The organism is Parasphingorhabdus litoris DSM 22379 (genome assembly GCF_020906275.1).
Taxonomy (GTDB): domain Bacteria; phylum Pseudomonadota; class Alphaproteobacteria; order Sphingomonadales; family Sphingomonadaceae; genus Parasphingorhabdus; species Parasphingorhabdus litoris.
In genome coordinates this window covers 20533-39619 of the sequence record NZ_CP086727.1, presented here as the reverse complement: position 1 = coordinate 39619, position 19087 = coordinate 20533, and the positions used below count along the sequence as shown (strand labels likewise).

The following is a 19087-nucleotide window of genomic DNA, read 5'->3' as shown; positions in this document are numbered from 1 at the left end:
CACTAGCACTAGCTTTTGCACCACGGCCTTTATATTATTGTGCCATTGTCACAACTCGACAAAAATTTCTCCAAAAGGAAATATAATTCATGACCGCACGCACATCCCATCAGTTCGACCCATCCAGCCTGAGGGAATATGATATTCGCGGCATTATCGGAGAAACACTGGGTGAAGAAGACGCCTATGCTATTGGCCGCGGCTTCGGCACATTGATAGCGCGGGCAGGGGGTACGGCAGTGGCCACTGGCTATGACGGTCGGACCAGCTCCCCCATGCTGGAAGAGGCGCTGATCAAGGGGTTGAATGATGCTGGCGTCAATGCCGTTTCGATCGGTATGGGCCCGACACCCATGCTATATTATGCAGAGTGCACGCTGGATCAGGTACAAGGCGGCATCGAAATAACCGGCAGCCATAATCCCGCCAATTATAACGGCTTCAAAATGGTGTTTCAGGGACGGCCATTTTTTGGCGCGGATATTCAGAAACTCGGCGCGATGGCGGCGAGCGGTGATTGGGACAGCCCAACCGACGGCGCTGTCGGAACGCTGGACCGCATTGATATTGTCGATGAATATGTCGCGCGGCTGGTCCAGAATTTCAGCGGTGACGCAATGAAAATCGGTTGGGATGCTGGCAACGGCGCAGCCGGTCCGGTGATCGAGAAGCTCACCGCCTTGCTGCCCGGTGAGCATCATCTTCTCTATACTGATGTCGATGGTAGTTTTCCCAATCATCATCCTGATCCGACCGAAGAAAAGAACCTCGCTGACTTGAAAGCGCTTGTCGCGGAGAAGAAGCTCGATTTTGGTATTGCTTTTGACGGGGATGGCGACCGGATCGGCGCGATTGACGGAGAGGGCAGGGTGATCTGGGGCGACCAGCTCTTGCAAATCTACGCCGAAGACGTCCTGAAATCGGAGCCTGGGGCCACGATAATCGCGGATGTGAAGGCATCACAGGCGCTTTATGACCGGATCGCCGCGCTTGGCGGGCAGCCGCTGATGTGGAAGACTGGGCATAGTTTGATTAAATCCAAAATGAAGGAGGTTTCCTCGCCTCTCGCCGGCGAAATGAGCGGTCATGTCTTTTTCAAACATGATTATTATGGCTTTGATGATGCGCCCTATGCTGCGGTTCGCCTGATTCAGGCCGCCACCAATATTGGCAAAAGCATCACCCAGTTACGCAGTGATATGATTGAAATGATCAACACGCCGGAAATGCGTTTTCAGGTCGATGAAAGCCGGAAATTTGCGGTGATTGATGAGATATTGGAACGGCTCGCGGCCAGCGGGGCAGAAGTCAACAACACCGATGGCGCGCGCGTGAATACCGAAGATGGCTGGTGGCTCTTGCGGGCGTCCAACACGCAAGATGTGCTGGTAGCGCGTGCTGAAGCCAAATCCGAAGATGGCCTGGAAAGACTAATGGCGCAAATTGACGAGCAGCTGGCGCTATCCGGATTGGAACGCGGAGAAACCGTGGGGCACTAGCTGTTTTGATGTCCGGTGCTAATGTCGCAGATGACGACTACTGACAGCTTTTGTCATAAAGCCTCCCCATGGAGTTCTCATTAAGGTAAAGGAGAACACCATGAACGAGCATGTCATTGAATGCGTCATTTTCAGACTGACAGAGGGCACGGATCAGGCCGCCTTTCATGAGAAGGCCAATCTGATGAGCGAGTGGGTCAAAGAACAGCCCGGCTTCGTTGCGCGAAATCTTTCATGCACTGAAGAGGGTGAATGGATCGAGCATATCGAATGGACTTCTATGGAAGCAGCGAAAGCGGCGGCCAATCTTATCGGCAAGGATGAAAAATCTCGGCCTTTCGTGAGCGTTATCGACGGTCCTTCCGTGTCCATGCGTCACGCGGCGCTGAAAATAACAGCTTAGGATACGCCGCTGCGCAGGTCCGAACGCCTTGCCGAAATCGTCGAGATCCTGAGCGATGGGCGGTTACACCGTGCGCAGGATCTAGCGGGCATGTTGGAGGTGTCGGAGCGTACGATTTATCGTGACATGATCACCTTGGCCGCATCTGGTGTTCCTGTTGATGGGGAGCGCGGGCTTGGATATCTTTTGCGAGAACCCGTGTTTCTGTCACCGATGGCGCTCTCGTCACAGGAGCTTGAGGCGCTGACACTGGGTATGGCCATAGTTGCTAAAGCGGCCGACGAAGAGCTGCGCAATGCCGCAGCTTCACTGTCGCGGAAGATTGAGGGCCACAGCGCGCTTCGTCGCCGTGCACCCGCCCAATGGGGCTTCGATGTTCATGCTCTCGATACCGCGCAAAAAGGTTTGAGCCTTCTTCCAACCATTCGGCGCTCTATCCGCGAAGAGCGCAAGCTGAGCTTAACCTATACGTCGCTCGCGGGCGAGAGTTCGCAGCGTGTCGTTCGACCATTGCAGACGGAGTATTGGGGGAGCGTATGGACCCTCTCTGCCTGGTGCGAACAGCGAGGCGATTTTCGTGTGTTTCGCGTCGATCAGATCGAGCGCTGCGAGATAACGGACACCACTTTCGAGAGCGAGCCGGGCAAGACCCTGGAAGATTATCTCGCGCTTATCAGCGCACAGCTGACTGGAAACGAGGAACATGGCTGACCTGAACATCCAAACTGCCATTGATCATCTCGCTTCCCTCGACGGCGTGAACGTCGTGCAAGCATGGGGTGAAACTGCCTTTTTCCATAATCCTGGCGATCGCCTGCCACGCGGCACCTATTTTGCTACGATCAAAGAGAAGGATGGCGAGAACGATCAAGGGTCCCATCTTGACCGGGAGGGTGTCTGGCGGCTCAACATTGGGACACCTGTTAAAGCATTCGAAGAACTTTTCGGTCCGCGTCCTCCGCGACCCGCCAAAGGCAAAACGGTCGAGGGGCCTTGGGATTTCACCGAGCTCGACCGGTTAATTCCCCACCCCTCGTATGGCTGGATCGGTTGGATTGCTGTTCTCAACCCTTCGATTGGCACTTGGGCGCGATGCAAGCCGCTCATCGCTCATGCTAGAGACAAAGCGATCGCGACTTTTGATAAGAAGATCAAAGGCTAATGGCGGCTTTGGGAGATGAAGACCTTACCTCTGGATTTGCAAATATCCCATTATAATATAACTTTAGAATGCTCTGAATATTGCAACCCGAGCCAAGCAGGATGACGCCATGAACGCTAACATACCTTCGCAGATACAATCGGTGTTCGATTCCTATTCCGAAACCGCACAAGACCGGCTCAAGCAGCTAAGATCGCTTATTTTTGAAGTCGCGGCGCATGATGACAGAATTGGCCCGTTGGAAGAAACCTTGAAATGGGGACAGCCTTCCTACCTGCCGTCATCCAGCAAATCCGGTACAACCATTCGCATTGACGCCAATGCCAAGACCGCTGGCAATTGCGCTCTCTATGTCCATTGCGGCACCGATTTGGTGGCCCGCTGGAGAGAGCTTTACGGCGAAATCCTGCATTTCGAAGGCAACCGCGCCGTCATTTTTGAAGCAGATAAACCGCTCCCTACCGAAGCGGTGAAGCATATCATGGCGATGGCTTTGACTTATCATCTGCGATCCTGACCTTCGCCATTCGCTCTCTCTCGGTCTTGTTCATCTCGGCAAAAATGCGCCATACCGCTATAAACAAGGCCGCCAATAGCGGACCAATCACTATACCGTTGAAACCGAACAGTTGCAGACCGCCCAAGGTTGAGATCAGAACGACATAATCTGGCATACGCGTGTCGCGACCGACCAGTATCGGCCGGACAATATTATCAACCAGACTGATGATGAATATGCCCGCGAGAATAAGGACGATGCCTTGCCAGACTGCCCCAGTGACGATCAGATAAATCGCGACTGGTACCCAGACAAAACCGGTGCCAATGGCCGGGATTAGCGACAATATCGCCATCGACACGGCCCACAGCAAAGCCCCGCGAATATCAAGGGCCCAGAATATCAGGCCACCAATTGTCCCCTGCAGCAACGCAACCACAAAGCTGCCTTTGATCGTTGCGATGATCACGACAAAAAACTTGTCGATCAGGATCGCACTTTTGCTCCCTGACAGCGGAACGATATTCTCTATTTGCGCCGCCAAGCTGCGACCGTCGCGCAGCAGGAAAAAGGTCAGATAGAGCATAACGCCCAAAGCAAGCAGGAACCGAAACGCGCCCTGGCCAAAGCTGAGCGCCTGCGCGATCAGAAATTCAAGACTGCTGCCAATTGCCTCTTCAATCTGCGGCCGCACGGTGGCCAGATCGCCATAGCCAAGAGCTGCAATTTCATTTTGCATCCATGTTGGCAGGCTTTGTTGAAAGGCTATAAACGCCCCGCCAAAATCAATCTCCCCCGCCTGTATGCTGGCATAGGCGCTGGTCGCCTCGCGCACCAAGGCCATACCGAGCAATATGGCGGGCACGATTACCAACAATATGACGAGGATCAGGGTTAGAAACGCCGCAAGGTTGGCCCGCGGAAACAGCCAGCCCGATATCTTCTGATAAACCGGCTGAAACAAAACCGCGACGACAACGCCCCAGACAATCGCACCGAAAAAAGGCTCGATCAGCATCGCAAAGGCCAGCGAGATGATCACCAGCAGCGCGAGCACGAAAAGCCGTTCTATTCCAAATTGAGGGCGCTCTGATTCATCCATAGATTTCGGTTCGTTTGATAGAATGAATTCCATTTTTACACAATAAGTGCTGAAATCAATCAGCTTTGCTCCACTATCCAAATCGGCTGAAAGCTGTCAAAACGCCGAAAACAAAATAACATAGAGAGAGATAGCATGGACAATATCCCGTTCCAGAAAGGCTTATACGAAACCGGCAATGGCATTTTCGCCTATTTGCAACCCGATGGCGGCTGGGGTTGGTCCAATGCCGGGTTGATTACCGACGGAGGTCAATCGCTGCTCGTAGACACGTTGTTCGATGCCCGTCTCACCCGCGAAATGCTGGCTACCATGGCAGATGCGGCGGGCGTTGGCGCGGATGATATTGGCACCATCGTCAATACCCATGCCAATGGCGATCATACGCATGGCAATGGTTGCTGCCAGCATGCCGAAATCATTGCGTCAGAGGCAAGTGCGAAAGAGATGGATGAACTGCCGGCTCCGGCTCTTGCCGCGATCATGGCGCAAGCAAAAGATTTGGGGCCGACCGGGCAATATCTCGTCGACATTTTCGGCAGCTTTGATTTTACCGATGTCTCGGAAAAACATCCCACCAAAACATTTAGCGGTGAATATAGCGTGACGGTCGGTGACAAGCGGGTCGATTTGATCGAAGTCGGCCCGGCGCACACCGCTGGTGACGTGCTCGTCCATGTACCTGACGACAAAACCGTCTTCACCGGCGACATATTGTTCATTGAAGGCACACCGATCATGTGGGCGGGGCCAGTGTCCAACTGGATTGCTGCTTGCGATCATATTATCGATCTCAATCCCGATACAATCGTTCCTGGCCATGGACCTATTACCGATATTGCCGGCGTCCGGCGCGTTCAGGATTATCTGCATTTTATCGATGGTGAAGCGCGCAAACGTTATGACGCCGGGCTGTCCGTGCGCGATGCGGCCCATGATATCAAGCTGGGCGACTTTTCCAGCTGGGGCGATAGCGAACGGATCGCGGTCAATGTTTCGACGCTATACCGGGAATATGCAGGCGACACGACGCCCCCTGATGTCACCCAATTATTCGGGCTAATGGCCGAATTGAAACGCTAGACCTCTTTTTCACTGCCACAAATAGCAATTGCTTTCTGATCAAATTTAATTGATTGATTAAATTTTAGTCAGGAGGCCGAAATGAGTATTACAGTCAGGATAGACGAGGACATTGCCCATCTGGCAATGGATGATGGCAAGGCTAATGCGATCAACCCTGATTGGATGGCAGATTTTGTCGCCAAGTTCGATGAAGCGGAAAGTGGCGCAAAAGCCATTATCCTCTCGGGCCGCGAAGGTGTCTTCAGCGGCGGATTTGATCTCAAATGGTTGGCCGCTGAAGGCGCGGCGCGATCTGGCGAGCTGCTGGATCAGGCAAGCAGGATGCTAATCAAAATCTATGGCAGCCGGGTTCCGGTTATTGCCGCATGTAACGGCCATGCCATTGCCATGGGTGCGTTTCTGTTGCTGGCTTGCGACACCCGCATCGGCGCGAAAGGGGCGTTTCGATACGGTGCCAACGAAACGATCAACAATATGAATCTGCCGGTCTTTGCGGTTGAACTTCCCAAAGCACGTTTGGACGGTCGCAAACTTACCCAAGCGCTGATTCAGTCGCAGCTCTATGAGCCAGCGGAAGCTTTGGACGTGGGATATATCGACATATTGGTTGACGCCGAACAGGTTATGGAAACGGCAAAAGCACAGGCCGAACTGCTCAGCAAACTTGCCGGCCGCGCATATGGAGCCAATAAATTGGCGGTGCGCAAACCCACGCTCGATCGCATTGAAGCGGCGATAGGGACCTACTAGATATCTCGGCTTAGCTGCTTATGGTGAAGTGATGAGCGGCCAAGTCCTTCCCGAACCTCTTTCTGACTGGTTTGCCTCCCGTAAATGGACGGTGCGGCGCCATCAGTTGGAAATGCTGGAAGCGGCAAGGGCAGGGCGACATGCCTTGCTCACCGCACCTACGGGCGCGGGCAAGACACTGGCCGGGTTTCTGCCGACGCTGGTTGATCTGATCGAGCAGCCCGATTTTGACGGCCTCCACACGCTCTACATTTCACCGCTGAAAGCGCTGGCCGTCGATGTGCAGCGCAACCTGCTGACGCCGATTGATGAAATGGGCCTTCCGATCAAGGTGGAAACCCGCAGCGGCGATACGCCCGCCAATCGCAAGGCGCGTCAGCGCGTAAAGCCGCCGCAGATATTGCTGACCACACCAGAATCGCTCAACTTGCTCCTCAGTCAGGAAGACAGTTTCACGCTGTTTGCGAAACTGAAACACGTGATCATCGATGAGGTGCATGCTTTTGCATCCGGGAAGCGCGGTGATCTGCTTTCCTTATCACTTGCCCGGCTACAGCGGATTGCACCAGATATGCGCCGTGCCGCTTTGTCGGCAACCGTGGCTGATCCTGATGATTTTCGCGCTTGGCTGGCGCCCTATGGTGATATTGATGCCGTTACCCATGTGCTGGGCGAAGAGGGTGCACCTGCCGACATCGCGATCATGATTCCCGAGACCCCAGAAGGCGACAAGATCCGTGTGCCTTGGGCGGGGCATGCCGGCGTCTATGCCGTTCCCCAGGTTATGGAGCAGATCAAGGCCAACCGGATGACACTGGTCTTCACCAATACGCGCTTTCTGGCCGAGTTTATCTTTCAGAAATTATGGGAAATAAATGAGGACACACTACCGATCGGAGTGCATCACGGCAGCCTGTCAAAAGAGGCGCGGCGCAAGGTAGAAAATGCCATGGCATCGGGTAAGATGCGTGCGCTGGTCTGCACGGCTTCCCTAGATCTGGGTGTCGATTGGGGCGATATTGATTGTGTGATTCAAATGGGTGCGCCCAAGGGCAGCTCGCGGCTGCTACAGCGCATTGGCCGCGCCAATCACCGGCTGGATGTGTCTTCCAAGGCGCTGCTGGTGCCGGGCAATCGTTTTGAATATCTTGAGGCGCAAGCGGCGCTCGATGCCGTCAATGAAGGCAAGCGTGACGGCGAGCCGTTTCGCCCCGGCGGGCTCGATGTGCTCGCGCAGCATGTCATGACCTGCGCTTGCGCCGCGCCGTTTCAGGAAGATGATCTGCTCGACGAGCTGCAAGCCTCCCTGCCTTATAGCGCGCTCGAAAAGGCAACCTTTGACCGCGTGCTCGGCTTCACACGCGATGGCGGCTATGCGCTAAAAGCCTATGACAAGTTCAAGCGGTTAAGGCGGGATGACAAGGGCGTTTGGTATCTTGTCCACCCGCGCTTTGCGACCCAGCACCGGTTGAATGCCGGAATCATAGTTGATGCCGCGATGATGAATGTGCGGTTCAAAAACGGTCGCAACCTCGGCAAGGTCGAGGAGAGCTTCGCTGCGATCCTGAGCCCCGGCGACACATTTTTCTTTGCGGGCATGAGCCTGGAATTGATCAAGCTCGACACATCGGACGTCATTGTACGGGCGACCAAGAAAGCGGCGATGATCCCCAGCTATATGGGTCTGCGTCTGCCGCTGACCACGCATCTCTCAGACCGCGTGCGCGGCTTTTTGACGGACCGGGCAGGGTGGGCGCGCTTCCCCGATGATGTGCGCGAATGGCTTGAAATGCAGGACCACCGATCGCGGCTGCCTGAACCGGGAGAGTTATTGGTCGAGACCTTCCCGCACGAGGGGCTGCATTATATGACGGCCTATAGCTTTGAAGGTTGGAACGCCCATCAGTCACTTGGCATGCTTCTAACACGCCGGATGGAAACCCGGGGGCTGAAACCCATCGGCTTTGTTGCCAATGATTATGCGCTGGCCTGCTGGAGCGTCGAGCCTGTTACCGATCCGGCACCATTATTCAGCGCAGACATTTTGGAAGACGAATTTTTCGACTGGATCGAAGGCTCTTATCTCTTGAAACGCGCCTTTCGCGAAGTGGCGGTCATCAGCGGCCTGGTCGACCGCCAACATCCCGGCAAGCGCAAGACCGGCAAACAGGTGACTTTTTCAACCGACCTGATTTTCGATGTATTGCGCAAATATGAACCCGATCATCTGTTGATGCAGGCTGCCTGGGCAGATGCTCGTGCCAGAATGACCGATGTTGCGCGGCTGGGCGATCTGCTGGAACGGGCGGCAGGCTCTATGGTGCATGTCGAACTCGACCGCGTGAGCCCTTTAGCCGTTCCCGTACTGGTGATGATCGGCCGCGAACATGTCGCACAGGGCGCCACTGACGACGCGCTGCTTATCGAAGCAGAAAGCCTGATCGAAGAAGCGATGCGCGGCGATTAGTGGCGGCCATTACCTTCAAGATATTTGTCGCCACTCGAATTTTGGGGTATCTACACATTGATGAGTATATTTCCCCCCATAAGTGCGGTTTTGCCACTGCTATTTTCAGCACAAATAGCTGAGCCGGCAGCGCCTTTGCCAGAAGCAGCCGCCGCGATACCGGAAATTGTCGAACCCGAGGCGATATTGGCTGATCGTCTGCCCGATCAATTCATCAAGCCGGATGCGGAACAAATTGCCATCGCCGAAGACCAGAAGGCGCGCATGACCGTGCCTGTGAGCATCGAAGGCAGCGGCCCTTTCGAGTTCATTATCGATACTGCCGCCCAGCGTACTATCTTGTCCAAAGAGATCGCCGGCAGCCTGACCCTGGAACTGGAAGAAGAAGTCAATATCGTTGCGCTCGCGGGAAACACGATTGTCCAAACCGTCTATGTGCCGGAACTGACCTTGGGCACGCGCAGCTATGGCGGGTTGGTGGCGCCCACATTCCGGTCAACCAATATCGGCGCTGACGGCGTATTGGGTCTCGACAGCCTGCAAGGGCAGCGCATCCTGTTTGACTTTATTGACAGCAACATTGCCGTGGAGGATACATCCCAGAAACGAAAGGCGCGCTCACGCCGGGAGATTGTTGTGACCGCGCGGCGGCGTTCCGGTCAATTGATTTTTACCAATGCCGAAATTTCGGGGATCAAAGTCAGCGTCATCATTGATACCGGCGGGGAATTGTCAATTGGCAACAAGGCGCTGCAGCGCCGCTTGCGGATGAAGCGGTCGGCCCTGCAACAGATTAATCTTGTCGACGTAACCGGTCGCTCGATAGCTGCAGACTATGGCGTCGCTAGTGAATTGCATATTGGGCGTGCGCGATTTGGCGTCATTCCCATCGCATTTGCCGATATTGCGCCCTTTGCTGCCCTCAAGCTGGATAAAAAGCCCGCGATGTTCCTAGGCATGGATGCGCTAAGGAAATTTGACCGGATGGCGATCGATTTCGCTAATCGCAAAATCTATTTCTTGTTGCCCAAAGATGCGTCCTAATGGATTTCCGGCTACCGGATTTTGATAATAATCTGCTTTGGTGGTACAAGCGACTAGAATAAAGTTTGTTCGGAGAGTGTAATGCCGATATTTTCTTCCAACCTGCTTCCCGGAATCGTCGCGTCGGCGCTGGCTTTCGCCTATCCGATGCCGATGGGTCAATCGGTGCAGCCGGGATCTCTTACAAAAGCGGACAGCGAAATTGTCGATATTGACGAGGATCGTGCCCGGCGAATGACTGTGCCGGTCAGCATTGAGGGCCGTGGGCCTTTTTCCTTTGTTATCGATACTGGTGCAGAGCGAACCGTATTGTCCCGTAAAATAGCCACAAGGCTTGCACTGGATGAGGAAGAGCCGGCAGAGCTCATTAGTATCGCAGGCAGCAGCATCGTTGATATGGTTTATGTTCCCGAACTGACGCTTGGCAGAAAGAGCTATGACAGCCTGATTGCGCCAGTTTTGCAGGCCCGGCATATCGGCGCGGACGGCATATTGGGTCTTGATGGGCTGCAAGATCAACGCATATTGTTTGACTTCATCAACAATCAGATTGCCATCGAAGATACGGCAAAACCAAAATCCATGGCATCACGCCGCGAGATTGTGGTTACAGCCCGCCGCAAATCTGGCCAGCTTATCTTCACCGAAGCCACCATTTCCGGCGTTAAAGTGAATGTGATTGTCGATACGGGTGCGCAGGTCTCGATCGCCAATCAGGTTCTGAAGAAACGGTTGATAAGGCGCGCCAAAGAGCTGGGCGAAGAGAATAGCCTTATTGCTGTTACCGGCCAGACATTGGGCGTGGAATTTGGCACGGCGCGAGATTTCCGCATAGGCCGCGCACAATTTGACAGCCTGCCTGTCGCCTTTGCTGACGCCCCGCCTTTTGAGCGATTGGGCATGGCCAAGAAACCGGCGCTATTGCTCGGTATGGATGTGCTGCGCAAATTTGACCAGGTTGCGATCGATTTCAAGAAGCGTAAAATCCATTTCCTGCTGCCTAAGGATACCAAGCGGCAATATGAAAAGCCGAAAGCCACCCGAATTAGATCGTAGCTTCATGAATCCCGAATAAAGGTTCCGGATCGCCGGTTTTCCATTGCGGATATTTTTTCATTGCCGTGAGGAAAAGATCCGATTGCAAATGTCCCGCCAGCCATGTCTGCAGCGCTGGTAGCGTTAGCGCATCAAACCAGACGCGGTCATTATTGGCAAATTGGCGAACAAAGGGGAAAATCGCATGGTCCGCCAGGCTGGACTTCTCCCTGAGCAATTGCCCCTTTTTTGATAAGCGCACATCAAGCTTTTCGAGAAATTTCAGGCCCGCGCTGCGATGAGCGATAGGATCGACATCTTCGTAGCGCGTCGGATATTTATAGCGGTCGAGATTGGCCTTGAAGTCGCCATCCGTCTCGGCAATCCATTCGCGGCCCGCCTCTTCCTGATCCAGCCAGCCTTCTGGATCATGGCGTTCCAGCGCCCAATACATGATCGACAGACTTTCATCGATCACCACGCCATCGTCCTGAACCAGCACCGGTACCGTCGCCTTTGGGGAGGCGCTGATCATTTCTTCCGGTTTGTCGCGCAGCACCACTTCCCGCAACCGCACCGGCGTCTCGCTGATCAATAGCGCCATGCGTGCGCGCATCGCATAGGGACAGCGCCGAAAACTATAAAGGATCGGCGCGGTGGTCATGAACTGCCCAGATGTTGGCGGCCTTCTTGTGCCGCCTTTTCAACTTGGCGCTGACGTTCACGATAGCGGGCGCGCTGTTCTTCGGTCCGTGTATCATAGCAATGGGGACAGGCTTCACCCGGAACATATTTATTGGATGCACGTTCCTCTGCGTTTAAAGGCATTCGGCACGCATGGCATTGATCATAGTCGCTTTCTTTAAGCCCATGGCCAACCGCTACGCGCTGGTCGAACAGGAAACAATCGCCTTTCCAGCTGCTCTGTTCTTCCGGCACATTTTCAAGATATTTAAGGATGCCACCTTTCAGATGGTGAACATCGTCAAAGCCCTGTGCTTTCACATAGGCCGTTGCCTTCTCGCACCGTATGCCGCCCGTGCAGAACATGGCTATCTTGGGCTGCGTTTCCGATTTTTCCTGCAGCTGTTTGGCAAAATCATCAAACCATGCCGGAAAATCCCGAAATGTCTCGGTGTCGGGGTTAATAGCGCCTTCAAAACTGCCAATCGCAACCTCATAGGCGTTGCGCGTATCGATCACGACTGTATCGGGGTCCGCAATCATCGCATTCCATTCCTGGGGATCGACATAGTCTCCCTTGGCCCGCGCGGCATCAATGCCATCGACACCCATGGTCACGATTTCCTTCTTCAGCCGGACCTTCATGCGCAAAAAGGGCATGTCTTCGGCCTCAGAATATTTGACCTCCAGCCCGGTAAATTGGGGCAAGTCACGCAAAAATGCGATTACTGCATCAATAGCATCAGGGGCGCCCGCAATCGTCCCATTAATGCCTTCAGATGCCAACAGGATTGTACCTTTTAGCGCATTGGCTTCGCAGGCCGCGAGGATATCCGGCTTCAGGGCCGCAGGATCATCAACCACGGCAAAATGATAGAGCGCCGCCACCTTGTAAGAAAAATTTGATTCCGTCATGGCGCGCATATAGTCGCCTGCTTGGTGAAATTCCAACCCTTCCCGCTTGCACGCACGCTCGGATCATCGCATAGCAGAGCAATGGTTCCCCTTTCGTTCGCCAATCACCTATTTCATGTGGTCGCGCCAGCAGCGCTCTATTGGCCAGCGCAAAAGGCCTTGTTGGTGGCCGATCTACATCTTGAAAAGGCGAGCTTTTATGCGCTGCAGGGACAGATGCTACCGCCCTATGATAGCCGGGCGACACTCGATGAACTGGCATCATTGATCACCGAGACCGGCGCGGAGAAAATTTTCTGTCTCGGCGACAACTATCATGATGACCAGGGTGAGGCACGACTGGAAACGGAAGCGGCGCAGCTGCTCAAGCGATTGACAAATGCTGGGCAATGGATCTGGATTAGCGGCAATCATGACCGCGATGTCAGCGGCCTGTGGGGCGGCGAGGTGATGGCCGAATGGGTTGGCGAAGGCCTTGCGCTGCGTCACGAGGCGACCGCCAATACCAAATTGCCAGAAATTTCCGGTCATTTTCATCCCAAATTGCGCGTGCCGGTGCGCGGACGGCATGTCTCACGGCGCTGCTTTGTAAAAGGTGAAAAGCATTTGATCATGCCGGCTTTCGGCGCTTTAACCGGCGGTCTGGCGGCCAATCATTGCGCGATTGAGGAGGCCGTTGCCGGTCCGGCTGAAGCGGTCATCGCTCTGAAAGAAAAACTCGTTCGGTTTGATCTTGGTTTCGCATGTGCGTCATCCCATGCGCAGCAAGAAACCGTGCAAAAAACGCAACTCGCATTACCTCTGGCCATAGCCGATAATTGACTGCTAACAGCGCGGCGATGTCGCGATTCGAACCGTTTCACCAACAACTGGATAGACTTGATCAGGCGGGTCGCAAACGCGCCTTGATTAACCCTGCCGGTAAAGACTTCTCATCCAATGATTATCTCGGCCTGGCACGCTGTACCTACTTAAAGGAGGCGGCGCTTAGCGCTTTGGATAATGGCATTGCCCATGGCTCCGGCGGGTCGCGACTATTGGGCGGCAATCATCCGGAACATGAGGCTCTCGAGACTTTTGCAGCAAAGCATTATGGCGCTGAATCCGCCCTGTTCTTCAGCACCGGCTATGCCGCCAATCTCGCTCTATTCTCCACTTTGCCGCAGACAGGTGATCTGGTTCTCTATGACGCGCTGGTTCATGCGAGCAGCCATGACGGCATGCGGTTGGGCCGCGCAGAAACGCAAAGCTTTCAGCATAATATGCTGTCAGACATCGCTGATAAGATAACTGCCTATCGCCGCGCCGGAAACAACGGAACAGTCTGGATAGCCGTGGAAAGCCTCTACAGCATGGATGGGGATCAGGCACCGCTTGCCGAGCTTGCCGGGATAGCTGGCACCCATGAGGCGATGCTGATCATCGATGAGGCCCATGCCGTCGGTGTTTTCGGCAAAGGCGGCGTTGGGTTGACCGGCGCGCTTGCTGGTCAGGATAATATCATCGTCCTGCGTACGTGCGGCAAAGCTCTCGGCGTTGAAGGTGGGTTGATTACCATGCCCAAGGTCTTGCACGACTTTTTTATCAACCGTGCCCGGCCCTTTATCTTCTCCACCGCGCCTAGCCCACTTACCGCCCATCTGGTGCACAAAGCGATAGAATATATTGCCGAAAACCCTGCATTGCAGACACAGCTGCAGGATCACATATCGCTGGCTGAAAACCGGTTGGGCGGTCTTTGTCCTTCCTCTCGCGCCAGCAGCCAGATTTTTCCCGTCATCATTGGTGATGACAGCACCGCCGTTCATATCGCTGCCTCTCTACAGCAAAAGGGCTTTGATGTCCGTGCGATCCGGCCACCCACAGTACCAGCCGGCACCGCGCGTCTGCGCCTGTCTCTTACATTAAACATCTCTCAGGAGGATATTATGTCACTGGCCGACGCACTGACCGAAGCGCAAAATAGGATGCATGCCGCATGAGTCGGAATTTCGTGATCACCGGCACCGATACCGATATCGGTAAAACCGTTTTCGCCGCGGCGCTTACCGCTGCGCTCGATGCCCATTATTGGAAGCCGGTACAGGCGGGTCTCGATGGTGAAACCGATAGTGAGGCCGTCGCAAGGCTGGGCGGCATTGCATCCGGCAATATTCTGCCCGAGACTTTTCGTCTCAAAACACCCGCGTCCCCGCATTTTGCGGCAGCAAAAGATGGCGTCATGATATCCGCTGATGATCTGCCTATTCCGCAAATCGATGGCCCCCTGGTGATTGAAGGGGCAGGCGGGGCGCTTGTGCCGATCAATGACAATCTGCTCTATGCTGATCTGTTTGCACTTTGGAAATGCCCGACAATCATTGTTGCATCGACGAAGCTGGGTACAATCAACCATAGCCTGATGACCATCGAAGCTCTGCGCAGCCGCCATGTCCCCATCCTGGGTGTCGCTTTTATCGGAGATGAAATTGCCGACAGTCAGAACACGATATGCCGCATCGGTGACGTGAAGCAGCTGGGCCGTCTGCCGATTATCGAAAACCTATCGGCCGCGTCCCTTATCGCCGCCTTTCATGCGCATTTTTCTGTGCCGGATTTCTCCTGATGACCCCAAAAATCTGGCATCCGTTTACACAGCATGGCCTTGGCCAAGACATTCCCGAAGTTGTGAGGGCAGAGGGCGCAACGCTTTACTCAACAGATGGGCGCGCAATAATTGATGCGATTTCCAGCTGGTGGGTGCAAACCCACGGCCATTGCCATCCCAAGATAGTATCAGCGATACAGGAGCAAAGTGCACAGCTGGACCAGATTATTTTCGCGGGCTGGACGCATGAACCCGCCGAGAAACTCGCGAAAAATCTGTCCGGTTTTCTCCCCGACACACTCAACCATATCTTTTTTTCAGACAGCGGATCGACGGCTGTAGAGGTCGCGCTGAAAATGGCGCTGGGCTTCTGGCATAATCGCGGGCAACAGCGCCATCGCATATTGGTTATGGATCACAGCTATCATGGCGACACGATCGGCGCCATGTCGGTCGGTGCGCGCGGTGTCTTTAATGATGCCTATGCGCCGCTGCTTTTTGACGTGGGTTCCATTCCTTTTCCCGAATCCGGTGCCGAGCAAGCTTGCCTTGATGCGTTGACCGCTTTTTGCGGAGATCAAGACGACCCGCCAGCCGCGCTGATCGTAGAACCGCTGATTCTGGGTGCAGGTGGCATGAAAGTCTATGCGCCCGATATGCTCCGCGAAATGCAGCACATCTGCCAAAGCCATGATGTTTTGTTTATCGCGGATGAAGTCATGACAGGTTGGGGTCGCACCGGCAGTGTTTTTGCCTGTGAACAAGCGGGCGTCACGCCAGACATATTATGCATGGCAAAAGGCCTGACCGGGGGTGTGATCCCACTTGCAATCACCGCGGCAAGCGCGCCGATATATGATGCGCATTTTTCCAAAGATCGCACCAAAACATTTTTTCATTCCAGCAGCTTCACCGCCAATCCGATTGCCTGCGCGGCCGCCAATGCCAATTTGCAGATCTGGCAAGAAGAGCCAGTACAGCAGCGGATTGATCATATCGTGGAGCGACATGAGAATTTTGCCGGAAAGCTGACAGCGCATCAAAATGTCTCCGGCATACGCCAATGCGGCACGATACTGGCTTTCGAAATAAACGATTCCAGCGGCAATTACATGTCCGCCATAGGCCCAGATCTTCTTCGCTTTTTCGCTGATCGCAACATATTGCTGCGACCACTTGGCAATACGGTCTATATCATGCCGCCTTATTGTATTTCCGATGCGCAACTCGCGGCGGTTTATCGCGCGATCACAGACGCAATCGTTCATTTTGCATAACAATCAAAAAAACGGCATAGATTACAAATGATTATTGTTGATTCGCTGATGGTGAAAATCGCGTTGATTGGCCTATTGGGCATTGGCGCACAATGGGTCGCCTGGCGTACCGGCCGACCAGCCATCGCGTTGATGCTGATCGTTGGCATTATTGCCGGCCCGATATTGGGGATTATTGACCCAGAACGCGACTTTGGTGCGCTGCAAGAGCCGATCATCAAACTGGCGGTTGCCGTTATTCTGTTTGAAGGCGGGCTAAGCCTGAACTTCCGTGAACTGCGCCAAGCGGGCGGCGCGGTTACGATGATGGTGCTCATTGCCGGACCAATTGCATGGGTTCTGGGAACCGCTGCTGCGCATTATGGCGCAGGTTTATCCTGGGAGATTTCGGCATTGCTTGGCGGCATCATGATTGTCACTGGCCCGACGGTTATCGGACCAATGCTTCGCACTTTGCGGGTGCCGTCACGTGTGCGCAATGTCTTGAAATGGGAAGGTATCGTCAACGATCCGATTGGTGCGCTGCTCGCCGTCGGGATCTATGCCTATATTACCTATGAAGGGCCCAACGCCAATATCGCGTCGATCAGTATGGACGTGCTGGCCGCAAGTTTTCTCGCGGGTCTAATCGGTGCCGCCTTGGGTTTCGCAATAACCTGGCTCTTTCCGCGCGGCCATGTTCCGGAATATCTGAAAGCACCATTTCTGTTGATCACCGTGATCGGCGGTTTCGTCGTTGCTGATCTTATCATGCATGAAACCGGCCTGATTACCGTGACGGTCATGGGTGTGGTACTCGCCAATCGCCATATCTACTCCAGCCAAGCGCTACACCGGTTCAAAGAAGACCTCGCAGTGCTTTTGATTTCCGGCGTGTTCATCATTCTCTCGGCCACTCTCGATTGGGAAACGGTTCAGCAGTTCCGTCCGCAGTTCATAATTTTCCTGATCCTGCTGTTGTTTGTTGTGCGTCCGGTTTCTGTACTAGTCGCATTGATGTTCAGTTCCTTGCCCTGGCGGGAGCGGCTGTTTATCGCATGGATTGCACCGCGCGGGATTGTTGCCGTCGCGATCACCGGCCTGTTTGCGATAAGACTCGTTGACTATGGCTTCCCCGGCGCCGAAGCGCTGGTGCCGCTCAGTTTTGCGGTCGTTATCGCAACAATATTCGCCCATGGCTTTTCAGCAGCCTGGGTTGCGGAAAGATTGGGCATCAACGAAGGCAAGGGTGAGGGCATATTGATTGTCGGTTCCACCCGCTGGTCCATCGCTCTTGGCAAAATCCTAAAATCCTTGGATATTGATGTCCTGATGGCGGACACCAGCCCCTTTGCCCTGCGCCGCGCTCGGCACGAGGACCTGAAGGTGCATCAAGGCGACATATTGGACGAAGCGCATAGCGACCATATCGAACTGGGCAAGTTTCAACATATGATCGTCGCGACCGACAATGATAGCCATAACCAGCTGATTACCGCTGACCTTGGGCCGGAAATGGGTTTTGATCAGATCAGCCGCCTGTCCAATGACAGCCGCAGCAAAAGCAAAATCGGTCATGGGCGCTTGCTGTTTGAATCCGGGGCTGATTTTAACAGCCTGCATGACCGGGAGCGCGAAGGATGGCGGTTCAGCAAAACGAATATCACCGAGATATTCACGGCCGAGGAATATCGCAAAAATCTGGAAGCCGGTGAAGAACCGCTGGCGGTACTGAAAAACGATCGCCGGATATTATTCTTTGCAACCGATGCCCGGCCGGTCATTGAAGATGGTGATGTTGTCATCAGCTTCGTTGCGCCGGACACGCCAGAGCAGCGCAAGGCCGGTCGCGCCGCGAAGGAAGCCGATAAAAACGGTCAATCCAAAGCTGACAACTAATCCCGCGCGCCAAAAAGAGCGGTGCCGACGCGGATATGGGTCGCGCCAAGCTTTATCGCGCTTTCGAAATCGCCAGACATGCCCATGCTGAGATTTTCAAGGCCATTATCCTTGGCCAGTTTGGCGAGTAGCGCGAAATAGGGTGCCGGGTTCACAGCCGATGGCGGCACACACATTAAACCCGCCACGTCTATGCCGGCAGCTCGCGCGGATTCCAGCAGGCTAGCAACGTCCGCAATCGCACAGCCGCCTTTTTGCGATTCCTCACCGATATTCACTTGGATAAAGCAAGGAATCCGCCGATCAAGCTTGTCCATTGCCTTTGCCAGCGCCTTGATCAAAGATGGCCGGTCCAGCGAATGGATCGCATCAAATAGCGCGACGGCATCTTCTGCCTTATTGGATTGCAACTGACCGACCAGATGCAATTCCACATTATCATATTCATCACGCAATCCAGGCCATTTGGCAGCGGCCTCCTGTACCCGGTTTTCGCCGAACAGCCGGTGGCCTGTATCCAGGAGAGGGCGGATGTCATCCGCAGAACGGGTTTTCGATATGGCGATCAAACGTACATCATCAACCGTGCGCTGCGCGAGCTTCGCAGCTTTTGCCATTTGCTCCTGCACGGCATTCAGGTTCTCATTAGCGTACGTCATCTGGGTCATAAAATTCTCAATTGGCTATTGGCCGCCTATA

The 19087-nt window shown here is 54.3% G+C and carries 19 protein-coding genes; 15 read left to right on the top strand and 4 right to left on the bottom strand.

What is annotated here, in order from left to right; translation table 11 throughout:
• Positions 1–89: 89 nt before the first annotated feature.
• From pgmG to BS29_RS00200, 5 genes are all read left to right on the top strand, one after another.
• Complete coding sequence (pgmG, locus tag BS29_RS00220) at positions 90–1499, top strand: phosphoglucomutase/phosphomannomutase PgmG (RefSeq protein WP_229954939.1); 1410 nt, start codon at positions 90–92, stop codon at positions 1497–1499.
• Between the two features lie 100 nt (positions 1500–1599).
• Complete coding sequence (locus BS29_RS00215) at positions 1600–1902, top strand: antibiotic biosynthesis monooxygenase family protein (protein WP_229954938.1); 303 nt, start codon at positions 1600–1602, stop codon at positions 1900–1902.
• A 9-nt stretch (positions 1903–1911) separates the two neighbouring features.
• A complete protein-coding gene (locus BS29_RS00210; RefSeq protein ID WP_326838508.1) occupies positions 1912–2613 on the top strand; it encodes a helix-turn-helix transcriptional regulator in 702 nt (233 codons plus the stop codon).
• Positions 2606–3064 (top strand): DUF6194 family protein, encoded by a 459-nt coding sequence (locus BS29_RS00205; RefSeq protein WP_229954937.1) that lies wholly within the window; start codon positions 2606–2608, stop codon positions 3062–3064. The genes BS29_RS00210 and BS29_RS00205 overlap by 8 nt, the downstream gene beginning before the upstream one ends.
• 109 nt (positions 3065–3173) lie before the next feature.
• Positions 3174–3581, top strand: a complete 408-nt coding sequence (locus tag BS29_RS00200) for a DUF1801 domain-containing protein (protein WP_229954936.1) — start codon at positions 3174–3176, stop codon at positions 3579–3581.
• Here the strand turns inward: BS29_RS00200 and BS29_RS00195 are convergent.
• Positions 3544–4665, bottom strand: a complete 1122-nt coding sequence (locus BS29_RS00195) for an AI-2E family transporter (protein ID WP_229954935.1) — start codon at positions 4663–4665, stop codon at positions 3544–3546. The genes BS29_RS00200 and BS29_RS00195 overlap by 38 nt on opposite strands.
• 135 nt (positions 4666–4800) lie before the next feature.
• On the opposite strand from BS29_RS00195, the gene BS29_RS00190 reads away from it, so the two are divergent.
• From BS29_RS00190 to BS29_RS00170, 5 genes are all read left to right on the top strand, one after another.
• A complete protein-coding gene (locus tag BS29_RS00190; RefSeq protein WP_229954934.1) occupies positions 4801–5748 on the top strand; it encodes an MBL fold metallo-hydrolase in 948 nt (315 codons plus the stop codon).
• A gap of 81 nt (positions 5749–5829) precedes the next feature.
• A complete protein-coding gene (locus tag BS29_RS00185) occupies positions 5830–6501 on the top strand; it encodes a crotonase/enoyl-CoA hydratase family protein (protein WP_229954933.1) in 672 nt (223 codons plus the stop codon).
• A 31-nt stretch (positions 6502–6532) separates the two neighbouring features.
• Entirely contained in the window at positions 6533–8968 is a 2436-nt protein-coding gene (locus BS29_RS00180; RefSeq protein WP_229954932.1) for a ligase-associated DNA damage response DEXH box helicase, read from the top strand.
• A gap of 60 nt (positions 8969–9028) precedes the next feature.
• Complete coding sequence (locus BS29_RS00175) at positions 9029–10012, top strand: aspartyl protease family protein (protein WP_229954931.1); 984 nt, start codon at positions 9029–9031, stop codon at positions 10010–10012.
• 81 nt (positions 10013–10093) lie between these two features.
• Positions 10094–11068 (top strand): retroviral-like aspartic protease family protein, encoded by a 975-nt coding sequence (locus BS29_RS00170; protein WP_229954930.1) that lies wholly within the window; start codon positions 10094–10096, stop codon positions 11066–11068.
• On the opposite strand, the gene BS29_RS00165 is transcribed toward BS29_RS00170, so the two are convergent.
• A complete protein-coding gene (locus BS29_RS00165) occupies positions 11058–11711 on the bottom strand; it encodes a glutathione S-transferase (RefSeq protein ID WP_229954929.1) in 654 nt (217 codons plus the stop codon). The genes BS29_RS00170 and BS29_RS00165 overlap by 11 nt on opposite strands.
• Positions 11708–12646, bottom strand: coding sequence for an oxygen-dependent tRNA uridine(34) hydroxylase TrhO (gene trhO / locus BS29_RS00160; RefSeq protein ID WP_229954928.1), 939 nt, complete (start codon positions 12644–12646; stop codon positions 11708–11710). The genes BS29_RS00165 and trhO overlap by 4 nt, the downstream gene beginning before the upstream one ends.
• Positions 12647–12727: 81 nt before the next feature.
• On the opposite strand from trhO, the gene pdeM reads away from it, so the two are divergent.
• From pdeM to BS29_RS00135, 5 genes are read left to right on the top strand one after another with little or no spacing between them, the layout of a single operon-like run.
• Positions 12728–13468, top strand: a complete 741-nt coding sequence (gene pdeM, locus BS29_RS00155) for a ligase-associated DNA damage response endonuclease PdeM (RefSeq protein ID WP_229954927.1) — start codon at positions 12728–12730, stop codon at positions 13466–13468.
• 17 nt (positions 13469–13485) lie between these two features.
• Positions 13486–14628, top strand: a complete 1143-nt coding sequence (locus BS29_RS00150) for an 8-amino-7-oxononanoate synthase (protein ID WP_229956898.1) — start codon at positions 13486–13488, stop codon at positions 14626–14628.
• Positions 14625–15251: a dethiobiotin synthase gene (gene bioD, locus BS29_RS00145; RefSeq protein ID WP_229954926.1), complete on the top strand. Its 627-nt coding sequence runs from the start codon at positions 14625–14627 to the stop codon at positions 15249–15251. Before BS29_RS00150 ends, bioD begins: the two co-directional genes overlap by 4 nt.
• Positions 15251–16510: an adenosylmethionine--8-amino-7-oxononanoate transaminase gene (locus tag BS29_RS00140; RefSeq protein ID WP_229954925.1), complete on the top strand. Its 1260-nt coding sequence runs from the start codon at positions 15251–15253 to the stop codon at positions 16508–16510. Before bioD ends, BS29_RS00140 begins: the two co-directional genes overlap by 1 nt.
• 27 nt (positions 16511–16537) lie before the next feature.
• Entirely contained in the window at positions 16538–18388 is a 1851-nt protein-coding gene (locus BS29_RS00135; RefSeq protein WP_229954924.1) for a cation:proton antiporter, read from the top strand.
• Here BS29_RS00135 and BS29_RS00130 read toward each other — a convergent pair.
• Complete coding sequence (locus tag BS29_RS00130) at positions 18385–19047, bottom strand: YggS family pyridoxal phosphate-dependent enzyme (RefSeq protein ID WP_407673795.1); 663 nt, start codon at positions 19045–19047, stop codon at positions 18385–18387. The genes BS29_RS00135 and BS29_RS00130 overlap by 4 nt on opposite strands.
• Between the last annotated feature and the right edge of the window lie 40 nt (positions 19048–19087).